Origin of the sequence: Fortiea sp. LEGE XX443 (genome assembly GCF_015206815.1) — a bacterium.
In the GTDB taxonomy this organism is placed as follows: domain Bacteria; phylum Cyanobacteriota; class Cyanobacteriia; order Cyanobacteriales; family Nostocaceae; genus Nostoc_B.
This window is the reverse complement of record NZ_JADEXZ010000009.1, coordinates 93,214-112,617: the sequence shown is the minus strand read 5'-3', so window position 1 is coordinate 112,617 and position 19,404 is coordinate 93,214. Positions and strand designations below refer to the sequence as shown.

Sequence of the window (19,404 nt, the reverse complement as noted above, 5' to 3'; positions counted from 1 at the left end):
ACAACAGCCGTTCCTTGCACTTCTTCCTGGCTGCATGGCCTGTAATCGGTATCTGGTTTACCGCTTTGGGTATCAGCACAATGGCGTTCAACTTGAACGGTTTCAACTTCAACCAATCAGTGATTGATTCTCAAGGTCGCGTCATCAACACCTGGGCTGACATCATCAACCGCGCTAACCTGGGTATGGAAGTTATGCACGAGCGTAACGCTCACAACTTCCCCTTAGATTTGGCTGCTAGTGATGTTGCTCCTGTTGCTATCACCGCTCCTGCTATCAACGGTTAATTTTCTGGAGATGTTGCATCGCAGCGTCTCTAATTAATAAAAACAAAAACGCTCTCCTCAAAAGGGGGGCGTTTTTTGTTGGTGTGTATAAAATGATGTTGGCTTTGGGGGCGATCGCTCTTCGCTTTCGGTTATGATAACTACAACGTAGATATTTATAATCAATGGCTGCAAATAGAATCAGGGTTGCTAAAGATAAGGCTGATTTGGTGAAATCTCTAGTCGCATCAAAAGACACAACTGGGCCTTTTCAGACTTATGTAGAAGTAATGGTTTTTGCAGCAGCATTGGGCGTTAAATATAAAAAGCGCGTTCCTTTGGACTTAATTTCTAAAGATTTATCCCCACTGCGACAAGATTACTTTACTAGCAGCTTCACTCTATTAATTAATTTGTTGGCTATCACTGAAACAGAAAATATTAAGGTTATAGGTGATGATAATGTAGCTGACGAGCAACGCATTCACATTTTTGAAGAGTATGCTAATGCTGGTTTAGAGATTATACAAAATGAACTGCGCGGAGCAGTAGACTATTCAGAGCGACTTTTATTAATTCTTAGTTATGAAAAAACGAATACACAGCAGCAAGATGAGGAATTTGATCTAACCAAATTCCTATCTTGAATTATTCTCTATTACAACTTAATAACAGTTAGCTTTAATAGACTTTATATTTCTATTCAGTATCAAGTTCATCATCTTCCTCTGATACTTGGAGAAGTGAATATTGAGTATTTAATTCTGGTAAACCAATAGCGAGTATAGCAGAGAACCTGTCTCGAACCATCTCTTCTTTTTGTTGATTGTTCATTTTTTCATGTTCTTTACCATAAAAGGCAACAGTATCAAAACCTTTATACAATGCTCTGTAAGCATCTGTACAACCTGCCCACTCAGCTTTATTTTTGTCTGCACTAAAGAAATTGAGTAGTTTTCGCCTCGATAAGAGTTGAGAACCTTTTGCAACGTCGATTTGTGTTTTACGAGAGCCGAAATACCACAAACATAATAAGGAAAATATCCTATCTTCTACAGTTCTCGCCACTTTAATTTTGTCAGTATTCTGGTTTATCGCTACAAATGTCCATAAGCGAAAAGGGTAATCCGGTAAGTCAGCATCTACTTTTAGAATGCCTTTGTCATATAGTCTATCTAAACAACTCAATACATCATTGATATTACCTAAGTTTGTGTCTTTGGCTTTATAGTCAAACTCCACAATTCTGCCTAGACGAACCACAGCTTTCTGGAATATTGCTTTGAAAGCCCATTGATTATCTTTCATACTACTAATAGCAGCTTGGTGTGTGAGTATCTCTCGACTATTCCAATCACTATCCTTAGCAATTTCTTGTTCCCTAATAATTCCTTTATGCTTACTTGTCTGAGCTTGATAGCTACCAAAATTACCCTCGATTAAATTATGTTCACGAGCATACTTGAGCAGGTTTTGATATGGTTTAAATTCAAGTAAAAGTTTCAGTAGCCAAGGACGAAAGTTAACTTTAAAGCCTTCTATCGCAGAGCCAAGGTAATTCTCTGGTATTCGTGCAAATGGCGTAACAGGATTTCCATCTTCGTCACAATAGTCTTCTATGTAATATTCTTCAAGAGTGCGACTCTCGTACTGAACTTTTTCGTTATCTATGCCAAGGGCAGAATCAATACTTTCGATAAAATCTATTACGTGCTTCTTTTCCATTGGATCGCGTGGCGGTTTGAGATCCAGTGCTGCTGAAATTAGCAAATCTAAATGAACTAATGAATTTAGGTAGTAGGAGCTATCAAATCGGTTTGAGTCGTCTTGCCAGCGCACTAGAGAAAGAGGAAGCTTATCTTTCGCATCTTCGCCTGTACTCTCAGTCAATAAAGTTCTAACGCATTGGGCACTAATGCTTTTGTCATCAAGAATAAGCTCTCTAGCCTTATCTACAGTCTTAGCATTCTTATTCAAATCAGTGAATAATTCACGAGCGATTCCCCGAATTGAATAATCAGCTGTACTTTGAAGATTCTTAAAGCCCGCACTGGGATGAAGCAAAATAAATAAAATTGGTATTTTTGTTTGTTGCTCAATCGTGCGAAGAGTACCACCTCTAAACCTTGGATCTTCACGAAAGGTACGGAGCGCCCAAAGACGATGTTGCCCATCTACTGCTACTGCTAATACTCTATCTTCATCCCAACGCAGCCGAGCAGAGACTCCAGCAGAAACAAATTGAACACCTCCGAAGTTGACAACCTCACTTTGAAAATTTTTCCATTGCTCATCATCAGGATCAGTACCATCCCAAGGTATGGGAGGAGGGGCTATGCTTATTGTATTATCAAAAGCATTCTGAATCTTGCCATCATCGTCCTTTGGCATTAATACAATAGTAATTGCATTAAAAAATTTCAGCTTGTTTGGATCTAGAAGATAGCCTTTAACTATGTCGTCTTCTACTCTTTTTTCATCAATTTCTCGTTGAAAAAGCTCTTTTAGAGACCATTTTGTCTCTAATGAAGCAGGAATTTGTTCAGCTATTTTAAGTTCGTCAATAGCTCGGTTAACTTCAACCAGTGAAAGAACGTATGGAAGTGCTATGCCTTCTGATAAAGTGTAAATACCAGTTAAACCATATAGCGGTTTATTGAATCTTGATTTTCCTTCATTATTGGATAATATCAGCATTTGATCTCAACCGTATCTAAGAGTAAATGATGGAAGAAATAGTCTAGATAAAATATCTTCAACTAGTTTGTCTGAAGCGAATTTAGAACATTCATAGTCTTCTTCAATTTGATTATCTAATTCGTCATCCTCGTCAACACTATCTGACACAGTGCTTGTATCATATGAAGTATGAATAATTAGCAATCTGCATTTATTAATTTTGTGTCCAGCATCTGCAAGACGATCGCGTAAAATGCTACCTTCACGAATATGACTGCGAATCCTAGAGTATAAATTAGTTGCCTTTCCTATATATAGTGGTTGCTGAAATATGAGGGAATTATTCAAAAGCATAAAGAGCAGTTGACGGAAGGACGGATCAGCAGCTAACTCTTTCAGCAAAAGCTCTTTAGAAAATGAAGTCTCTGGCTCGAGTTTTATCCGGTGTGCTGGAGGCAGTTTTGTTTCTCTCGGAGCCGAATGATCCTTATAAAGTTCCCCCAAAATATAATCAACGAAGACTTCAGGATCATTGATGGCATTAGCATCAATCTCGAAGCGACGATACCAAGCATAGACACCACCGATATTATCGGGGATGCGGCTTAAAACAGCATTATTTCCACGCATTTGTGTCAAATCGTACAAGACGACGTTTTCACCTAGCTGTTGCACAGCATCACTGCTATATAGCAATGCCACAAAATATACTCCCTTTATACAATACGTATCAGGGTAGCATAATAATTTCTTTAAAGGCGAGTAATCATTAGGACTACAGAATAGGTGGAAGCCCTACTTGCTTAGGTTCAACAAACTCCCCATCAAAACCTATAGTTTTATCTTCCACAGTTCTAGCATCCGCCAAAGCCTTACGAAGTTCAGCACGTTCCATCTGTTCCTGAATTCCACCCAGAATGTAAACCAATAACTTCGCGGCTAAATCTCGTCCAGCAACCTGCACCCGTTTTTTATTTGGGTCATACAAAACCCCATACCAGAGAGATTGAGGATATTCCATACCACTAAAACCACCTTGCTGGTCAAACTTCCGCAGTTTCTTAAAAATATCTGCTAGAGAAAAACCTTTCTTAAATACCAAAATTCCCAAAGCTTGCGCTAATGCAACTTGAGCAACTGGACGGAAAAGCATATTTCCTTCACCTCCATCTTTCTCAAAGCTGAAGCGCCGCAAAGCTGGTGTATCCTCGTGTTCTAAAATTTTATAACTAGGAAGATTAGCCAAAGAATCGAATAGCTTTTTAAATTCCTCAATTCCCTGCTCAAGTTCTTCATCCTCTGGACGCATGGGAATTAGACCTTTCTCCAAGGGTTTCCAGTGGGGGAACTTTTGAGCCAAATATCGCTCAGACATATCTTGTAGAGCTTGCAAAGTGGTCAAAACTGTAGAATTGGAGGCTACTGTTGCACTATTCCAATTAACGCGGGGTTTGCGTTCTTGTTGTTGTTCTAAGAGTGGATGTGTAACTGCAATTTTTCTAGCAACGATCGCAAAACCATCATCTTCATTCAACTGTGTTAGTTGCCCTTTAGTCAATGGTGCAGCCATCAGGTTGACATGAACAAAAATCGATCTTACCCTCCGCCTCGCCTGAGTGCGAGTTTCCCCAGCCGCTACCGCACAGATGAACTCAATACCAATTTTTTCCTTGGGTAAATTTTGCAAGTAAGCAAGGTCTACTTGGTACTTTTCTATTAAATCATTGACTGTAATAAAACTGTCATCAACACCTTTATCTTTTTTATAGCGCTGGAGTTTACGAGTTTTGATTAACTCCATCAACCCCTGAACCCCCATTAATCGGTGTTGACCATCTAGTGCATATATGGTTACATCATCCTCAGAAATATTTAGCAGACCTACCTTACCGTCTTTATCTAAGGGTATAAAATCAGTCGTAGACTTTGTGGCGCGTCCTTCGTTATCCCACTCAGCAGCTTTAGGATTATCTACCCACGGTTGATTTATCACCACCAACACTGGCGGAAACTTATGATTGTCTCTAGCTGCTAAATACTGGACTAGCGGTGCTTGACGTGACCAATCAAGGGGACGTTGCTGAATTTCATCAATACTATCCGCGTCAATTTCGACATTATCAGTCTCAGGATTGTACTTTTTTTGAAATAAAGGTAAGCCAGAGGCGAAGTGAACCCGACCTGCGAACCATTCCAGTGTAACAGAGCTAACATAAGCCTCAGTACCACCCATCTCGGTTTTTTGAACGAGAATCTGATCTTTTCTCCCTAAAAACTTCTCTAAGAGTAAAGCTAGTACCTGTTTTTCCTTGTCTTCCCGTTCCAGGTATTCTCTAGCAATGTCAGCAGTGGGGTCAGATGCACTATCTTTCATGTTAAATTTTAAAAACAGAATAAGATTATGTCGTTTAATTATCCAAAAATTTGGATATTAGTAGTAAAGTTTTTAAAAACTTTTTTTCAACCCACGGAGGTGGGTTTTGTATTTCGACTCCGCTCAACACAAGTCTGTGTAGCCGCGAATTCCATTCGCCCTATTTGCCCGAATATTACGCCAGCGTTTCCAGAGAGAAGGAGAAATGACTACAGCACAACAAGCAGAAAATAAAGGTCAGCAAACACGTACTGTAGCAGAGTTAGTGGATTACATCCAAGCTCTCACCATTGAAATTCAAGAATTGTATTGTTTAGATGAGATACCTTGGGTTTTGGGCGTGTCTTGGGGAAAGGATTCTAGTACAGTATTGCAGCTTGTATGGAATGCGATCGCATCTCTTGCTCCAGAAAAAAGAACTAAAACAGTCTATGTAATTACAACCGATACTCAGGTAGAAAATCCTGTAGTGTCTGCTTGGGTTCGCAAATCCTTGCAGAATCTCAAGGTAGCTGCAAAAGAACAGGGGATGCCGATTGATCCACATTTACTACAACCAGTAATTCAAGACACATTTTGGGTAAATCTTATTGGTAAAGGATATCCAGCACCTCGTAACCAGTTTCGCTGGTGTACACCACGCTTAAAAATTAATCCTGCTAATCAATTCATCCGTGAAATAGTTAGAGCTAACGGTGAAACAATTCTTGTATTGGGTACTCGCAAAGCAGAAAGCGCCAAACGTGCTGCCACAATGAAAAAGCATCAAGTTGATCGAGTACGAGATCGCCTGAGTCCTAATGCCAGCCTACCCAACTCCTTAATCTATACCCCTATAGAAGATTGGAGTAATAACGATGTCTGGATATACCTGAATCAGTGGGATAATCCTTGGGGACAAAGTAATAAAGAATTATTTGCTATGTATCGGGGTGCAACAGCTGATAATGAATGTCCATTAGTTGTTGATACTTCTACTCCTAGTTGTGGTGATTCCCGATTTGGCTGTTGGGTTTGCACATTAGTGAATAAGGATAAATCAATGGAGGCGATGATCCAAAATGATGAAGAAAAAGAATGGATGCAGCCATTATTAGATATTCGTAATGAACTAGATATCAAAGATGACCGAGAAAAAAGAGACTTTAGAAGAATTTGGGGAGATGTCCAACTATTTGAACGCAATAAAAACGGGGAAACCTCCATTGAACCAATCCCTGGCCCCTATACTAAATATTGGCGGGAACATTGGCTCAGACGATTATTAGAAGCGCAAACAAAAACCCGTCGTACAGCGCCAGAAAGTATGCGCGACATCACCCTAATTACTCTCGAAGAAATGAGCGAAATCCGCCGCATTTGGCTAGAAGAAAAGCACGAATTTGATGATAGTTTACCCCGGATTTATCAAGAAGTGACTGGTGAAGAATTTCAAGACCCCCGTCCTGGCTCTGACTATAGCTTACTAGGTCGTGATGAATGGATAGTATTAGAAGAAATCTGTGAAGGTGACGCGATGCACTTGGAACTCATGGCGAAATTGTTAGACACAGAACGCCAGTATCGCAAAAAAACTCGTCGCGTGGGAATATACGAAACCCTAGAAAAATGCTTTAATACTAGTTCCCGTTCTCCAGAAGATGCGATTAAAAATGCTCGTTTGAAACGCGAATTAAGCGAAGCAGTTAGTCAAGGTGATGTTGCAAAAGTTAAGCAGATGACTTTGGGCGATGTTGCAGCAATCAATGAAGTCGATGAAGGTAAAAGTGAAAGTGATGAAGAGGTAACTTGGGCAAGTATGAAATTTAAAAAGGAAAACTCAGAAGAATAAAATAATAGAAGATGGGAGTCAACAAACTGCTTAAAGAACGCTTGAGAAAGTTTGATTATCTTAAAACAAGCGAGGTTCTATGATTCAAGTCATACACAAATTAGTAACTTTTGAAGATTTTGCAGCCTGGCGGCCTGAAGGTGGAAGATACGAATTACATGATGGCGTGATTGTTGAAATGGCTCAACCAGTGGGAGATCATGAAGATGTTGTTGGTTTTTTGGCACTAGAAATATCTGCTGATATCAAGCGTCTAAATTTACCCTATTACATTCCAAAAACTGTATTAGTCAAGCCATTTGAAGGTGAATCAGCTTATTCACCAGACATCTTAATAATCAATCGACCAAATTTGGTGAATGAGCCTTTATGGAAAAAAGAATCAACTGTATCTCAAGCGATATCTATTCCCTTAGTTATTGAAGTTGTTAGTACTAATTGGCGAGATGATTACTACAAAAAATTAGCTGATTATGTTCGCGTAGCGTCTCGAAGAGAAGCTATAGGTATTCCCGAATATTGGATTATAGACTACGCGGCTATAGGTGCTAGGAAGTTTATTGGTAATCCTAAGCTGCCTACTATATCCATTTATCAATTAATTGATGGTGAGTACCAAGTTACTCAATTTAAAGGCGATACCCATATTGTCTCGCCTACTTTCCCAGAATTGAATTTAACCGCCGAACAGATTTTTCAAGCTGGAGGTGTGCAAATCTAGCCACACTTACCAACACTGAGACAGATACAATCGCATTTCTTAACAGTTAGTGATGGTATTATCCTGCTTTTGTCACTTTCCGGGAGGGCAATTGCTAGAAGTCTTATGAGGCAATCAATACAAGCTATCCTATTAGAAAAAAATGGGTCTTGTATTTGTGATTAGAAAATAATCGTGCGATTGCCTACGGCACTGGCGAAGCCAATCGCTTGCTATGCAAAAGCTCTAGAATTCAGCAATAGCAAATGTTTTCGGAGAGTGACAGAACAGGGATAAATAAAACCTAATTATATCCTGTGTTCTTTACTGCGATTGAATTTTAAATTTTTCAGAGTTTCTATAAAACTGCGATTTTAATGCCGTACCATAAAACCAACGCAAGAACCAAAAACTTTAAATTTAATATGTAATAAAAAAAGCTTCGTGGGCAATTCGCTATAATTGGAGAAACAAAATTTACATAATTTAGTTTCAAAAACAGCACTGAAAGAAATTATTATGAAGCACAAAATAGTTAAAAAATCTCTAATTGGAACTTTGGTTGCAACATTATTGTTTTCTGTGAACGTAATACCTGCTCAGTCACAGTCTATATCTATAGCGCAAAAAAAACATAGATAGCAAAAAGATAGTACCAGGAGCGCCAATCAAATATCAACATTTTGGCAATGGACAACGGATGAGGCGCATCCCAGGAGGAGTAAGAGAGCATTGTTTGCTAGGTAGAGATAAGAATCATCTGACTGTTTTAGTCCCGGAAAATAACCCTGTACTGACTACTGTTGAGCGTCCCAAACTATTTTTCTATATTCCCAAAACTGCCAAAACCACTGTACAAGGATTTGAGTTTTTTGTAAAAGATCCTGCTCAAAAAGTAATTTATCAGCAAAAATATAAAGTTAATCAGCAACCAGGAATTTTTAGCATTGATATACCTGCTGATAAAAATCAGCTATTACTTGAAGCTGGTCAAGAGTATCATTGGTATTTAGGCGTGATTTGTCAACCTCAAGACCGCGCTCGTGATCAAGTTGTAGGTGGAACTGTCAAACAAATCGTTCCTGACAAAGAGTTGACTAATAAGTTAAAAAAAGCTTCGCCAAGAGAACGTGCGGCTCTATATGCAGCCAATGGCATTTGGTACGATAGTTTGGCTATCCTCGCACAGTTACGTCGTCAGCGTCCAAATGATGCAGCTTTGCAAACAGATTGGCAAAGTCTTTTAGAGTCTGTCAAATTAGCAAATATTGTCCCAGAGCCTTTAGTGGGTGAGTTAGAAGTAGATACAACAATCTAAACATGAGGGTTTTTCAGTGTGGTTTAATTACGAATTAACGTGAATTCGATGAACCCTACCCCAATCCCTAGTGTTTTTACTATAACGGCGCGTCAGCCTGTCCTAAGTAAAGAATACGAGCTTTTAACTCTAGCCTCCTCGAAGTGAGATATAAAAGCGATAACCCAGGAAAAGGCCCTACTCTTGTACTATGGTTTAGAGTAGAATTAGCAACTAAGCTAAAAAAGACTGCCAATGGTGTTTGATCCTGACTTTTTGAATGACAACTCCGAGGAACACCCGAATCAACTTCTAAACGAGAACTTTGAGGAAAACCCCAATCAGTTACTCCAGTATTTGCAACATCAGTCTCCTGATGTTCTAGCTCGTGTCGCCCAGTCCGTCAGCCCCGAAATTAAACAAATCATTTCCCAAAACGTCCAAGGGCTGGTGGGGATGCTTCCCGCAGAAAACTTTAATGTGCAGATTACCACAGACCGAGAGAATCTAGCTGGGCTATTAGCATCGGCAATGATGACGGGGTATTTCTTACGTCAGATGGAACAAAGAATGCAGTTAGATTATTTGTCTGACGGCCAATAGTTATCAAGAGTCAAAGTCAAAAATATAGAGACTCAGACTTTAGACTCTGGACTATTGACTATTTTTTGTTTTTGGGATAAATCCCTGACTGCACTTTAAAAATCTGTATTTTCCCACTGCGGTTGATTTCAAGTACTAAGATATCTCCAACTGTGCTGGATTCTACCAGTTTCTGGACTTGGGCGGCTGTTTTAACTGGTTTCGCGTTAACTTTTTGAATTACGTCTCCAGGAAGCAGCCCTGCCCGTTTTGCTGGCGAGTCATCTGAAACTCCCTTAATAACAACGCCAGTATCCGGCTGGATGTTGAGCTTGTTTTCCAGATTAATTTGCTGTTTTTTAGTTGGAGATAAATCTACCATATCAATCCCCAAAAAAGGATGATCTACCCGCCCTTTGGTAAATAGTTCTTTGGCAACACGGGCGGCGGTTTCAATGGGAATAGCAAAACCTAATCCTTGTGCATCAGCGCGAATGGCTGTATTAACGCCAATTACCTCGCCTTGGGAATTTAACAAAGGCCCCCCAGAATTACCGGGGTTAATAGCTGCATCAGTTTGGATAAAACTAACGCGTTTATCTGGGACACCAACTTGAGCGCTAGTGCGGTCTGTAGCGCTAATAATGCCGATAGTAACAGTGTTATCTAAACCCAGAGGATTGCCAATAGCGATCGCCCACTGTCCCGGAATTAAATTTTGAGAATTGCCCAGCTTCACAGTCGGCAATTTATCACCAGGAATTTTCACAACTGCCACATCTGTAATCGTATCAACGCCTAGCACCTTCCCCTCAAAAGTTCGACCATCTTTGAGAGTAACTTGTACTGTATCTGTGTCAGCCACCACATGGGCATTCGTTAGCAATTCACCATTTTTACTCAAAATAAATCCTGAGCCTGTGCCGCGCTCAATTCGCTCCTGGGGAATTGCTTGTTCCTCTTCGCCAAAAAAGCGCCGTAATAGGGGATTTTTTAAAGCTTCTGAGATGGGATTTGCCACCTTACGAGTCGCATTAATGCGTACTACCGCCGGGCCGACTTTCTGCACTGCCGTGGCGATAAAATTTACATTATCTCCGCCACTAGCTCCCATAGAGCCAGGAGGAGCATAAGGAGTAACAGATTCTGGAGGTAAAGCCATCGTCACATTTCTTAACTCTTGAAACGAGCGATTTTGCGTCAGGAGATAGCGACTACCAAACAAACCTGCACTACCACCAACCACCAGTAAAGATAAATAAATAGCCAGTTGCTTGAAAGATAAATTCATAATAATTACGCTTAAGGACAGCAATGCAGTTGCTAATTTCTAAGTGTAGTCAAGCAAGTCATAAGTGGACAGATAAATTTAACATAGAGTTGCTTAATAAATATTAAAACTAAAAATTGGGTAATGGAGACAGAGGAATGTGAAAGATATAGACCCCTAACCTGTTCGTCCTAAAGAAGTATTAGAAAAATCTATGCAGGTGTCGAGCTTTTGAAATCTCATCCATATTGACAACTAGAGTTTTGTCAGAAGGTATATTACTGTGAAAAAGTGGGTTTGGCAAAGAACAAATAGGGCTGCTCAAAATTAACTGGTTTTATGGCTTTAGTAATTGCTGGGGAACGTAGTGGGGTGGGTAAGACAACGGTCACGCTCACCCTATTAGCATCTTTACGTCGTCGCGGTGGCCAGGTGCAATCTTTCAAGGTTGGCCCAGACTACATTGACCCAATGTTTCATCAGTACGTTACTGGTCTTGCTTGTCGCAATTTAGATCCGGTGCTGACTTCAGAAAATTATATTCAACAATGTTTTGCCCGTCATAGCCAAGCAAGTGATTACACTTTAGTAGAAGGAGTAATGGGCTTATTTGATGGTGTTTCGTCATTTGCAAAGGATAAAGGGCAAATCACAGACTTTGCGAGTACGGCGCATATTGCCCGATCGCTCGATTTACCTGTAGTGTTGGTAATTGATTGCAGTCGCTTATCTGGTTCTGTGGCCGCGATCGCTCACGGTTATTGTTCTTTTGATCCTAAAATTAAAATAGCTGGTTTAGTACTGAATCGAGTAGGAAGCGATCGCCATCTCTCCCTACTCAAGGATGCTCTACAATCTCTACAATTACCGATTCTCGGTGTACTGCGTCGTCAAGATAATATTACAATTCCCGATCGCCATCTCGGTTTAGTCCCCACCGCAGAACTCAGCGAATTGGATGCAGTTATTGAACGCCTTGCAGATTTAGGAGATACTTGCTTCGATTGGCAGAGTTTATTACCTTTGTTAAAATCACCATCTTTTCCGCCATCTCCACCTCCTAGTTTCGCCCCTGCCTGTATTAAAATTGGAGTTGCGTGCGATCGCGCTTTTAATTTTTATTACCAAGATAATCTCGATTTACTCCAACAATTAGGCGCAGAGTTAGTCTTCTGGAGTCCTTTAGAAGACTCTGAACCACCACAAAATATACAAGGAATGTATTTTGGTGGTGGTTTCCCAGAAGTGTTTGCTCAACAATTAGCCGCCAATACCAGCGCTCGTCAGGCAGTAAAAACAGCTATTCTTCAGGGAATGCCCACAATTGCCGAATGTGGCGGATTGATGTATTTGTGTGCAGAAATAATTGATTTTGAAGATAAATCTTACCCAATGGTGGGAATCATACCAACATCTGCTTGCATGGGTGGACGTTTAACTTTAGGATATCGTCGGGCAGTAGCTTTACAAGATAGTTTGTTAGTAAATGCAGGTACAAATGTCTACGGACATGAATTTCATCGTTCCAGTTTAAGCGCAAATTCCCCTCAACCATTGTTTGAAACTTATCGCTACGATTGCGAAGAAAATATGGGATATGAAGGCTGGAATTTCCCCGTCAATCTTCATGCTTCCTATGTGCATTTACATTGGGGCGCAAGTGTAGAAATTCCCCAGCGATTTATTCAGCAATGTCTGGAAAAACTGCTGAGTCTTGAGTAACATCATGTTAAGTAGTCGCGCAAAATTAAATTCATTCGTAGAGAGAGGGAACAGGTTACAGGTTACAGGTTACAGGAAAACAATATGTGTAATTAATTCTGTTTAGGTACTTAGCCAAGGTGACGAACTGGGTGTAGGTGAGGAGGCGGTGTTAGTCGGGGCTTCTGCTGCTTCAGCTAAAACATCGCATACTTCAACATGATGGCAAGGTAAACTGGTGGAATTGACTGATGTGAAGCTCAACAACAGTGTCTTATGCCTGCATTTTTATTAGAAGTTGGTACAGAAGAACTACCTGCAAATTTTCTCCGTGATGCCATAGTACAATGGCGATCGCGTATTCCCCAAACTCTCGCAGCCAACAGTCTCAGCAGTGAAGCTGTAGAAGTTTATGGTACTCCCCGACGCTTGGCGGTACTAATTAAAGGTCTACCACAGCAACAACCAGACCGGGAAGAGGAAATCAAAGGCCCTCCCGCCCAAGCCGCTTTTAAAAATGGTCAACCCACACCAGCCGCTGTCGGCTTTGCTAAAAAACAAGAAGTCGAACTTGACGCGCTACAAATTCGCCCCACTGACAAAGGCGATTTTGTTTTTGTCAATAAAAAAATTCTTGGTCGTCCCGTAGCCGACATTTTGACAGAACTAGTTCCCCAATGGATTTTTAATTTAGAAGGTAAGCGATTGATGCGCTGGGGTGACGGCGATGTAAGATTTTCTCGCCCGTTGCGTTGGTTGGTGGCTTTGTTAGATGATGCAGTATTGCCAATAGAATTAGTTAATGGTTCAGAGATTATCAAGAGCGGCCGCATTTCCCAAGGCCATCGGGTTTTACATGCTGAACCTATAACAATTAACCAAGCAACTGATTACGTTAACACTCTACGTTCTGCCTACGTAGTAGTTGATGACAATGAACGTTCAACTATAATTCAAGAACAAGTTCACGCAGCAGTTAATAGTGTCAATGGCTCCACCGAAATCTACCCTGACTTATTAGCAGAAGTGACTAACTTGGTGGAATGGCCTTCGCCAGTTGTTGGTAGATTTGAATCAGAATTTCTGCACTTGCCAACAGAAGTAATTACTACTGTGATGGTGAGCCATCAGCGATATTTCCCAGTTTTTAAAGCAGAAAATTATCAAGAATTACAACCCTATTTCATCACTGTTTCTAACGGCGACCCGGCAAAAGCAGATATCATTGCCAAAGGTAATGAGCGAGTCATCCGTGCCAGATTAGCAGATGGACAGTTTTTCTACAAAGCCGATATATCTAAATCTTTAGAAAGCTTTTTACCGCAGTTAGAAAAGGTAACTTTCCAAGAAGATTTGGGTTCGTTACGTGCTAAGGTTAATCGCATAGTTAATATTGCCGAGCAAATTGCGACACAACTGCAATTAGGAGAAACCGACCGCCACAATATTCAAAGAGCAGCTTTGTTGTGTAAGGCTGATTTAGTTAGCCAAATGGTTTATGAATTCCCGGAATTGCAAGGCATTATGGGGCAAAAATATGCTTTAGCAAGTGGTGAATCAAAAGAAGTAGCAACAGCAATTTTTGAACATTATCTACCACGGGGAGCCGATGACATTTTACCGGAAACTTTAGCAGGTCAAGTTGTTGGTTTAGCAGATAGATTAGATACATTAATCAGTATTTTTGGCTTGGGGATGATCCCCACAGGTTCTTCTGACCCCTTTGCTTTACGTCGGGCAGCAAATGCCATTATTAATATTACTTGGACTGCAAATTTAGCAATAAATTTAGACCATTTATTGCGGCAAACAGCAGCTAACTTTGCTCAAGAATATAACAAAGAATCAGGGCAATTAGTAACAACGTTGCAAGAGTTTTTCTTGCAAAGAATTCGGACTTTACTACAAGAGGAAAAACAAATTGATTACGATTTGGTGAATGCTGTTTTGGGAGAAAATGACCCAGAATATACAGAAAGAGCGTTGCAAGATTTATTAGATGTACGCGATCGCGCCCTATATCTGCAACAAATCCGCAACAATGGTACTCTAGATAAAATCTACGAAACCGTCAACCGTTCTACACGCCTCGCGGCCCAAGGTGATTTAAATACCAAACAGCTAGAACCAAAAGGTTTAATTCGTCCCGAACTATTCCAAAAGTCATCTGAACAAGCATTTTACGATGGCATTATAGAATTAGTACCACAAACCCAAACCGCCCAGCGATCGCGCAATTATCAACTGTTAGTTACAGCGTTAGCAAAAATTGCTCCTACCGTCAGCAATTTCTTTGATGGTGCGGATAGTGTGTTAGTTATGGATACCAATCCCGAAATTAAGCGCAATCGGCTGAATTTGCTAGGATTACTGCGAAACCACGCGCGGGTTTTAGCTGACTTTGGTGCGATCGTTAAAAATTTGTAGCATAAATCAACAAAAGATGGTGTAAATGTTGCCAATAAGCGCTAGTATAAGTAGTGCTTAACCAGGGGTCTCTGCTACAGTCTATGTCCAAAGCTCATGTAATTGGATTAGGTAAGTCCGGTGTTGCTGCGGCGAGATTGTTGAAACGGGAAGGCTGGGAGGTGGAGCTAGGCGAGCGAAACACCTCTGACACCTTCCTGCAACAACAACAAGAACTTGCTGCCGAACAAATCACCGTTAAACTAGGGTATTCTCTAGATTTAGATGGTGCTGATTTACCCCAATTAATTGTTGTTAGTCCTGGTGTACCCTGGGATATACCCGTGTTAGTTAAAGCACGAGAATTAGGCATTGAAACCATTGGCGAAATGGAACTTGCTTGGCGATATTTGCGATCGCAACCTTGGGTAGCAATCACCGGTACAAATGGCAAAACTACCACCACAGCCTTAATTGCAGCCATTTTTCAAGCAGCCGGCTTTGATGCTCCCGCTTGCGGTAACATCGGCTATGCAGCTTGTGAAGTTGCCCTTGTACCCAAACTTCCTGATTGGGTAATTGGCGAAATTAGCAGCTATCAAATAGAATCATCCTCATCTTTAGCACCCCGCATCGGCGTTTGGACAACATTCACACCAGATCACCTCGCCCGCCACAAAACTTTAGAAAATTACTACGACATCAAAGCCAAGCTGTTACGACAATCGCAATTGCAAGTATTTAACGGCGATGATGCTTACTTAAATAAGATAGGTCTTAGTCATTGGCCTGATGCTTACTGGACAAGTGTCAAAGGCAAAGATTTCTTAATCAGTGAAAAAGGTTTTTATATCGAAGATGGCTGGGTTGTCGAAAAATTAAACGCAACTTCAACACCAACCAAAATTGTTGAAACCTCTGCATTACGAATGGTAGGAGAACACAACCTGCAAAATCTCCTCATGGCTGTAGCAGCAGCGCGGTTAGCAGAAATTAAACCCGATGCGATTACCACAGCAATTCAAGAATTCTCTGGTGTACCCCACCGTTTAGAACATATCTGCACTTGGGAAGGTATCGACTTTATTAACGACAGCAAAGCCACCAACTACGATGCAGCCGAAGTAGGGTTAGCATCGGTGAATAGCCCGACAATTTTGATTGCGGGGGGAGAAGCTAAACCCGGCGATGACGCAGGCTGGTTAGCCCAGATTCAAGCCAAAGCGGTTGCGGTGTTATTGATTGGTGCTGCTGCACCAGCTTTTGCCCAACGTTTGCAAGAAGTGGGTTACACCAATTACGAAATTGTAGAAACGATGGAGAAAGCAGTTCCAAAATCAGCAGAATTAGCTAAACAGCATCAAGCGGCTGTGGTTTTATTATCTCCCGCTTGTGCAAGTTTCGACCAGTATCCCAACTTTGAAGTGCGCGGTGACGACTTCCGCAACTTATGCCTAGCTTGGGTAGAAAAGTCCTAAGTGAGGTGTCAGCCTCAGTCATCTCCTTATTTTATACCAATTCGTAATTCGTAATTCGGGTTTGATCTGGGTTGTGGGGTTTGAATGTGTTGCCTAATTTTAGAGAATTGGTATTAATTAATAGCCGTTCAAGAATGTAACCAATATGGCCAATTTTTCACTGTGGTGGAAAACATCTTTATGCAATCTTGCAGCTAGTATAATATTTTACAGTATTCTCCCTTTGCCTTATGTCAATGGCTTAGATTTTCGGGGAGTAGCACGCTTGTCTCCATTGATAGGGCTAATAATTGGGGGAATTTTAAGCTTATGTGACACTGGGCTGAATTATTTGAGTATACCAGTATTAACACGCAGTGCTATAGTCGTTTGCGCTGGGATTGCTTTGACTGGAGGATTACATTTAGATGGCGCAATGGATACAGCCGATGGTTTAGCAGTGGAGAATCCCGAAAGACGACTAGAAGTGATGGCTGATAGCGCCACAGGTGCGTTTGGGGCAATGGCTGCGATCGCCATCGTATTATTAAAAACAGCAGCTTTGACAGAAATTGAGGCTAACCGTTGGTTAATCTTGATGGCGGCTTGCGGTTGGGGACGCTGGGGACAACAACTAGCAATATTGCGATATCCTTACCTAAAACCCACTGGTAAAGGTGCATTTCATAAAGAAGCCATTCGTTCCTACAAAGATGTAATTCCAGGACTGCTGTTGCTATGGGGTTTGAGTGGTTTACTGTGTTTGTTAAATAGCCAAAATCTATTTTTCGCACTAGCCATGATAGTTGTAGGTAGTGCGATCGCCTTTGTCACAGGCGCATGGTTTAATCACAAACTAGGGGGACACACAGGTGATACTTACGGCGCAGTTGTCGAGTGGACAGAAGCCTTATTTCTCTGTGTATTGACTGGTTTGTAATAACTCAGCACGGGCTGAACGCCCCGCTACCGCTAACAGCACTTTACTTAATCGGTTGCAATTTTGTTACCTTAAGTTTGAAATTTCCAACTCCAGTTTCCCCAAAAGAGCGAACACGAATAATGTATATCCCTGTTTCGTTGATGCGGGTAAATAGCAGAGAATTACTTGTACCATCAGGCCCATCGTCATTTTCCGCCACTGTTGAGCCATCTGGTGCTAACAAGGTGATAATGCTGTCAAAGTTTTCGGAAGATAAATCAACTGCTAGATTATCACCCTTACTCAACTTAACTGTATAGTCACGGGCGAATCCACCCTGCCCCGTGGGTATATCTTTGTCTGAAAGCGTATCGGACAGTTCAGTAATATTAGTTAAAGGAATAGGACTGTACAACTTATTTTGAGCTAATGCTGCTGTTGTACTTATACCAATTGCCAGAAAAGTAGTAGGAACAATGATTAATCTTCTTAAACCTGCTGCAAAAGCTTTACTCATAATCTCAGGCAGTGTTACCACAACACAGGGTATTCGCTTAATTATAGATTTGTCAGGGATGACTCGCCTAAGAACTGGTATGTTGGTCTTTGACGGCAATAGCAACCGCTGCTAACCCTAAGACTGTAATTCCAGACTGACGAAGTGTTTGGACAGCAGACTTGGTAGTAGCACCAGTAGTGTAGATATCATCTACCAACAATAATGGAATATCTGGGCAGGGACTGCGAAATTCTTGCCCAACAGCAAAAGCTTCAGCTAAGTTCTTTTCTCGCTCAGACATCGACAAACCAAACTGCGCTTGAGTTTCTCGCACCCTTTTCAAACCGTTTAGTTTCAATTTTAACTTAGTTGTCTGGCAAAAGCTTTCGGCGATTAATGCAGCTTGATTGTAACCACGTTGCTTTTGCTTTTGAGGGTGCATGGGAATCGGTACAACTAGAAGTTGAGTATGACAATGAGGCGAGTTTGATAACCATGCTTCGCCTAACCATACACCTAACATCCGGGCAATATCTGGCTGATTGTCATATTTCATCACAGCGATCGCACGTTTTAAACTACCACCATACACTCCCCAAGCAAATACTGGTATTTCACCTTGCCATGATCCACAAGGATTTTTTTGAGCGCAGTTTTGTAATTGTCTAGCACAGTATTGGCACAAAGCATCAGACGTACTTCGCTGACACAAAGGGCAATGAGATTGTAAAAACAGGTTGAGAAAGCTTTTAAAATTATGCGTCCAACTAGGCATTTAGAATTGGTTGAGATATTTAACATACACGCGATCGCATCGTGCAGTTTCCACACCTGTTTCTGGTTGATAGCCATTGCTTTCGTATAGCTTGACTGCTTCTACTAAACTGCTGGCGGTTTCAATCCAAATTTGCTGAAAACCCCGGATAGCGATCGCTGCTTCTAGCTGTTGTAACAAATATTTCCCCAATCCTATACCCCTAACACTCGGTAAAAGATACATTTTGCGAATTTCGACGGCTTTTTCCCCACGGCTTATGGGGTAATATGCCCCAGTACCTACTATCTGACTTTGGTGTTCAATTACCCAAAACTCACCACCTGTCGCTAAGTAACATTCCTCTACTTGCAACACGTCTCTGTCAGCACCGTTGGGTTCCCAACCCAAGCCGTATTCTGATAATACATAACTGATGACTGCGGCCGCTCTGGTGCGATCGCCTTTATCCCAGCTACGAATCAAGAAATCTCGATAATGTTCTCTCATTCCGATGTGTGGGTTAGGTTTGGACAGAAAAATTTTCTGGATCTATATCCCAATTTACCTACTGGATAGCTATTCTTGCAGAAAGAATATCAGATAGCGCACTTAATGTATGTATTCTGCCCGTACTGGAGTAAGTCATCTTCATTGGAATTAAAG

The 19,404-nt window shown here is 41.1% G+C and carries 17 protein-coding genes and 1 pseudogene; 10 read left to right on the top strand and 8 right to left on the bottom strand.

Going from position 1 to position 19,404, the window contains the following annotated elements:
• Together IQ259_RS06310 and IQ259_RS06305 are read left to right on the top strand one after the other, a co-directional pair.
• Positions 1-287, top strand: a pseudogene (locus tag IQ259_RS06310) (photosystem II q(b) protein); the annotation flags it as partial.
• A gap of 164 nt (positions 288-451) precedes the next feature.
• Positions 452-913 carry a DNA phosphorothioation-associated protein 4 gene (locus tag IQ259_RS06305; RefSeq protein ID WP_193882533.1) on the top strand — a complete coding sequence of 154 codons (462 nt, stop codon included), beginning with the start codon at positions 452-454 and terminating at the stop codon, positions 911-913.
• A gap of 52 nt (positions 914-965) precedes the next feature.
• Here the strand turns inward: IQ259_RS06305 and IQ259_RS06300 are convergent, their stop codons facing one another.
• The 3 genes from IQ259_RS06300 to IQ259_RS06290 all read right to left on the bottom strand — a co-directional run bounded on the left by IQ259_RS06300 (position 966) and on the right by IQ259_RS06290 (position 5,319).
• On the bottom strand, positions 966-2,963 hold the full coding sequence (locus IQ259_RS06300; protein WP_193882530.1) for a DNA sulfur modification protein DndB: 1,998 nt from the start codon (positions 2,961-2,963) through the stop codon (positions 966-968).
• Positions 2,964-2,969: 6 nt separating this feature from the next.
• Positions 2,970-3,647 (bottom strand): GIY-YIG nuclease family protein, encoded by a 678-nt coding sequence (locus tag IQ259_RS06295; protein ID WP_193882527.1) that lies wholly within the window; start codon positions 3,645-3,647, stop codon positions 2,970-2,972.
• Positions 3,648-3,720: 73 nt separating this feature from the next.
• Positions 3,721-5,319 carry a DGQHR domain-containing protein gene (locus IQ259_RS06290; RefSeq protein WP_193882524.1) on the bottom strand — a complete coding sequence of 533 codons (1,599 nt, stop codon included), beginning with the start codon at positions 5,317-5,319 and terminating at the stop codon, positions 3,721-3,723.
• A gap of 205 nt (positions 5,320-5,524) precedes the next feature.
• Between IQ259_RS06290 and dndC the strand changes: the two genes are divergently transcribed.
• The 4 genes from dndC to IQ259_RS06270 all read left to right on the top strand — a co-directional run bounded on the left by dndC (position 5,525) and on the right by IQ259_RS06270 (position 9,750).
• On the top strand, positions 5,525-7,150 hold the full coding sequence (dndC, locus tag IQ259_RS06285) for a DNA phosphorothioation system sulfurtransferase DndC (protein ID WP_193882521.1): 1,626 nt from the start codon (positions 5,525-5,527) through the stop codon (positions 7,148-7,150).
• A 79-nt stretch (positions 7,151-7,229) separates the two neighbouring features.
• A complete protein-coding gene (locus tag IQ259_RS06280; RefSeq protein ID WP_193882518.1) occupies positions 7,230-7,871 on the top strand; it encodes a Uma2 family endonuclease in 642 nt (213 codons plus the stop codon).
• Between the two features lie 679 nt (positions 7,872-8,550).
• Positions 8,551-9,168, top strand: coding sequence for a DUF928 domain-containing protein (locus IQ259_RS06275; RefSeq protein WP_228014388.1), 618 nt, complete (start codon positions 8,551-8,553; stop codon positions 9,166-9,168).
• Positions 9,169-9,402: 234 nt separating this feature from the next.
• Positions 9,403-9,750, top strand: coding sequence for a DUF760 domain-containing protein (locus IQ259_RS06270; RefSeq protein ID WP_193882515.1), 348 nt, complete (start codon positions 9,403-9,405; stop codon positions 9,748-9,750).
• A gap of 58 nt (positions 9,751-9,808) precedes the next feature.
• Here IQ259_RS06270 and IQ259_RS06265 read toward each other — a convergent pair whose 3' ends face one another.
• Positions 9,809-11,020, bottom strand: a complete 1,212-nt coding sequence (locus IQ259_RS06265; RefSeq protein WP_193882512.1) for an HhoA/HhoB/HtrA family serine endopeptidase — start codon at positions 11,018-11,020, stop codon at positions 9,809-9,811.
• Positions 11,021-11,338: 318 nt separating this feature from the next.
• On the opposite strand from IQ259_RS06265, the gene IQ259_RS06260 reads away from it, so the two are divergent.
• Positions 11,339-12,721, top strand: coding sequence for a cobyrinate a,c-diamide synthase (locus tag IQ259_RS06260; RefSeq protein WP_193882509.1), 1,383 nt, complete (start codon positions 11,339-11,341; stop codon positions 12,719-12,721).
• A gap of 102 nt (positions 12,722-12,823) precedes the next feature.
• Here IQ259_RS06260 and IQ259_RS06255 read toward each other — a convergent pair whose 3' ends face one another.
• Positions 12,824-12,964, bottom strand: coding sequence for a hypothetical protein (locus IQ259_RS06255; RefSeq protein ID WP_193882506.1), 141 nt, complete (start codon positions 12,962-12,964; stop codon positions 12,824-12,826).
• A gap of 12 nt (positions 12,965-12,976) precedes the next feature.
• On the opposite strand from IQ259_RS06255, the gene glyS reads away from it, so the two are divergent.
• The 3 genes from glyS (at position 12,977) to cobS (ending at position 17,503) form a co-directional block, all read left to right on the top strand.
• Positions 12,977-15,127 (top strand): glycine--tRNA ligase subunit beta, encoded by a 2,151-nt coding sequence (gene glyS, locus IQ259_RS06250; protein ID WP_193882503.1) that lies wholly within the window; start codon positions 12,977-12,979, stop codon positions 15,125-15,127.
• Between the two features lie 83 nt (positions 15,128-15,210).
• The gene (gene murD, locus IQ259_RS06245; RefSeq protein ID WP_193882500.1) at positions 15,211-16,584 is read left to right on the top strand and encodes a UDP-N-acetylmuramoyl-L-alanine--D-glutamate ligase; all 1,374 of its coding nucleotides are present in this window, start codon (positions 15,211-15,213) and stop codon (positions 16,582-16,584) included.
• Between the two features lie 145 nt (positions 16,585-16,729).
• The gene (gene cobS, locus IQ259_RS06240) at positions 16,730-17,503 is read left to right on the top strand and encodes an adenosylcobinamide-GDP ribazoletransferase (RefSeq protein WP_193882497.1); all 774 of its coding nucleotides are present in this window, start codon (positions 16,730-16,732) and stop codon (positions 17,501-17,503) included.
• 43 nt (positions 17,504-17,546) lie between these two features.
• Here the strand turns inward: cobS and IQ259_RS06235 are convergent, their stop codons facing one another.
• The 3 genes from IQ259_RS06235 to IQ259_RS06225 all read right to left on the bottom strand — a co-directional run bounded on the left by IQ259_RS06235 (position 17,547) and on the right by IQ259_RS06225 (position 19,248).
• Positions 17,547-18,002 carry a PPC domain-containing protein gene (locus IQ259_RS06235; protein ID WP_193882494.1) on the bottom strand — a complete coding sequence of 152 codons (456 nt, stop codon included), beginning with the start codon at positions 18,000-18,002 and terminating at the stop codon, positions 17,547-17,549.
• A 67-nt stretch (positions 18,003-18,069) separates the two neighbouring features.
• Positions 18,070-18,759, bottom strand: coding sequence for a ComF family protein (locus IQ259_RS06230; RefSeq protein WP_193882491.1), 690 nt, complete (start codon positions 18,757-18,759; stop codon positions 18,070-18,072).
• Entirely contained in the window at positions 18,760-19,248 is a 489-nt protein-coding gene (locus IQ259_RS06225; protein WP_193882488.1) for a GNAT family N-acetyltransferase, read from the bottom strand.
• Between the last annotated feature and the right edge of the window lie 156 nt (positions 19,249-19,404).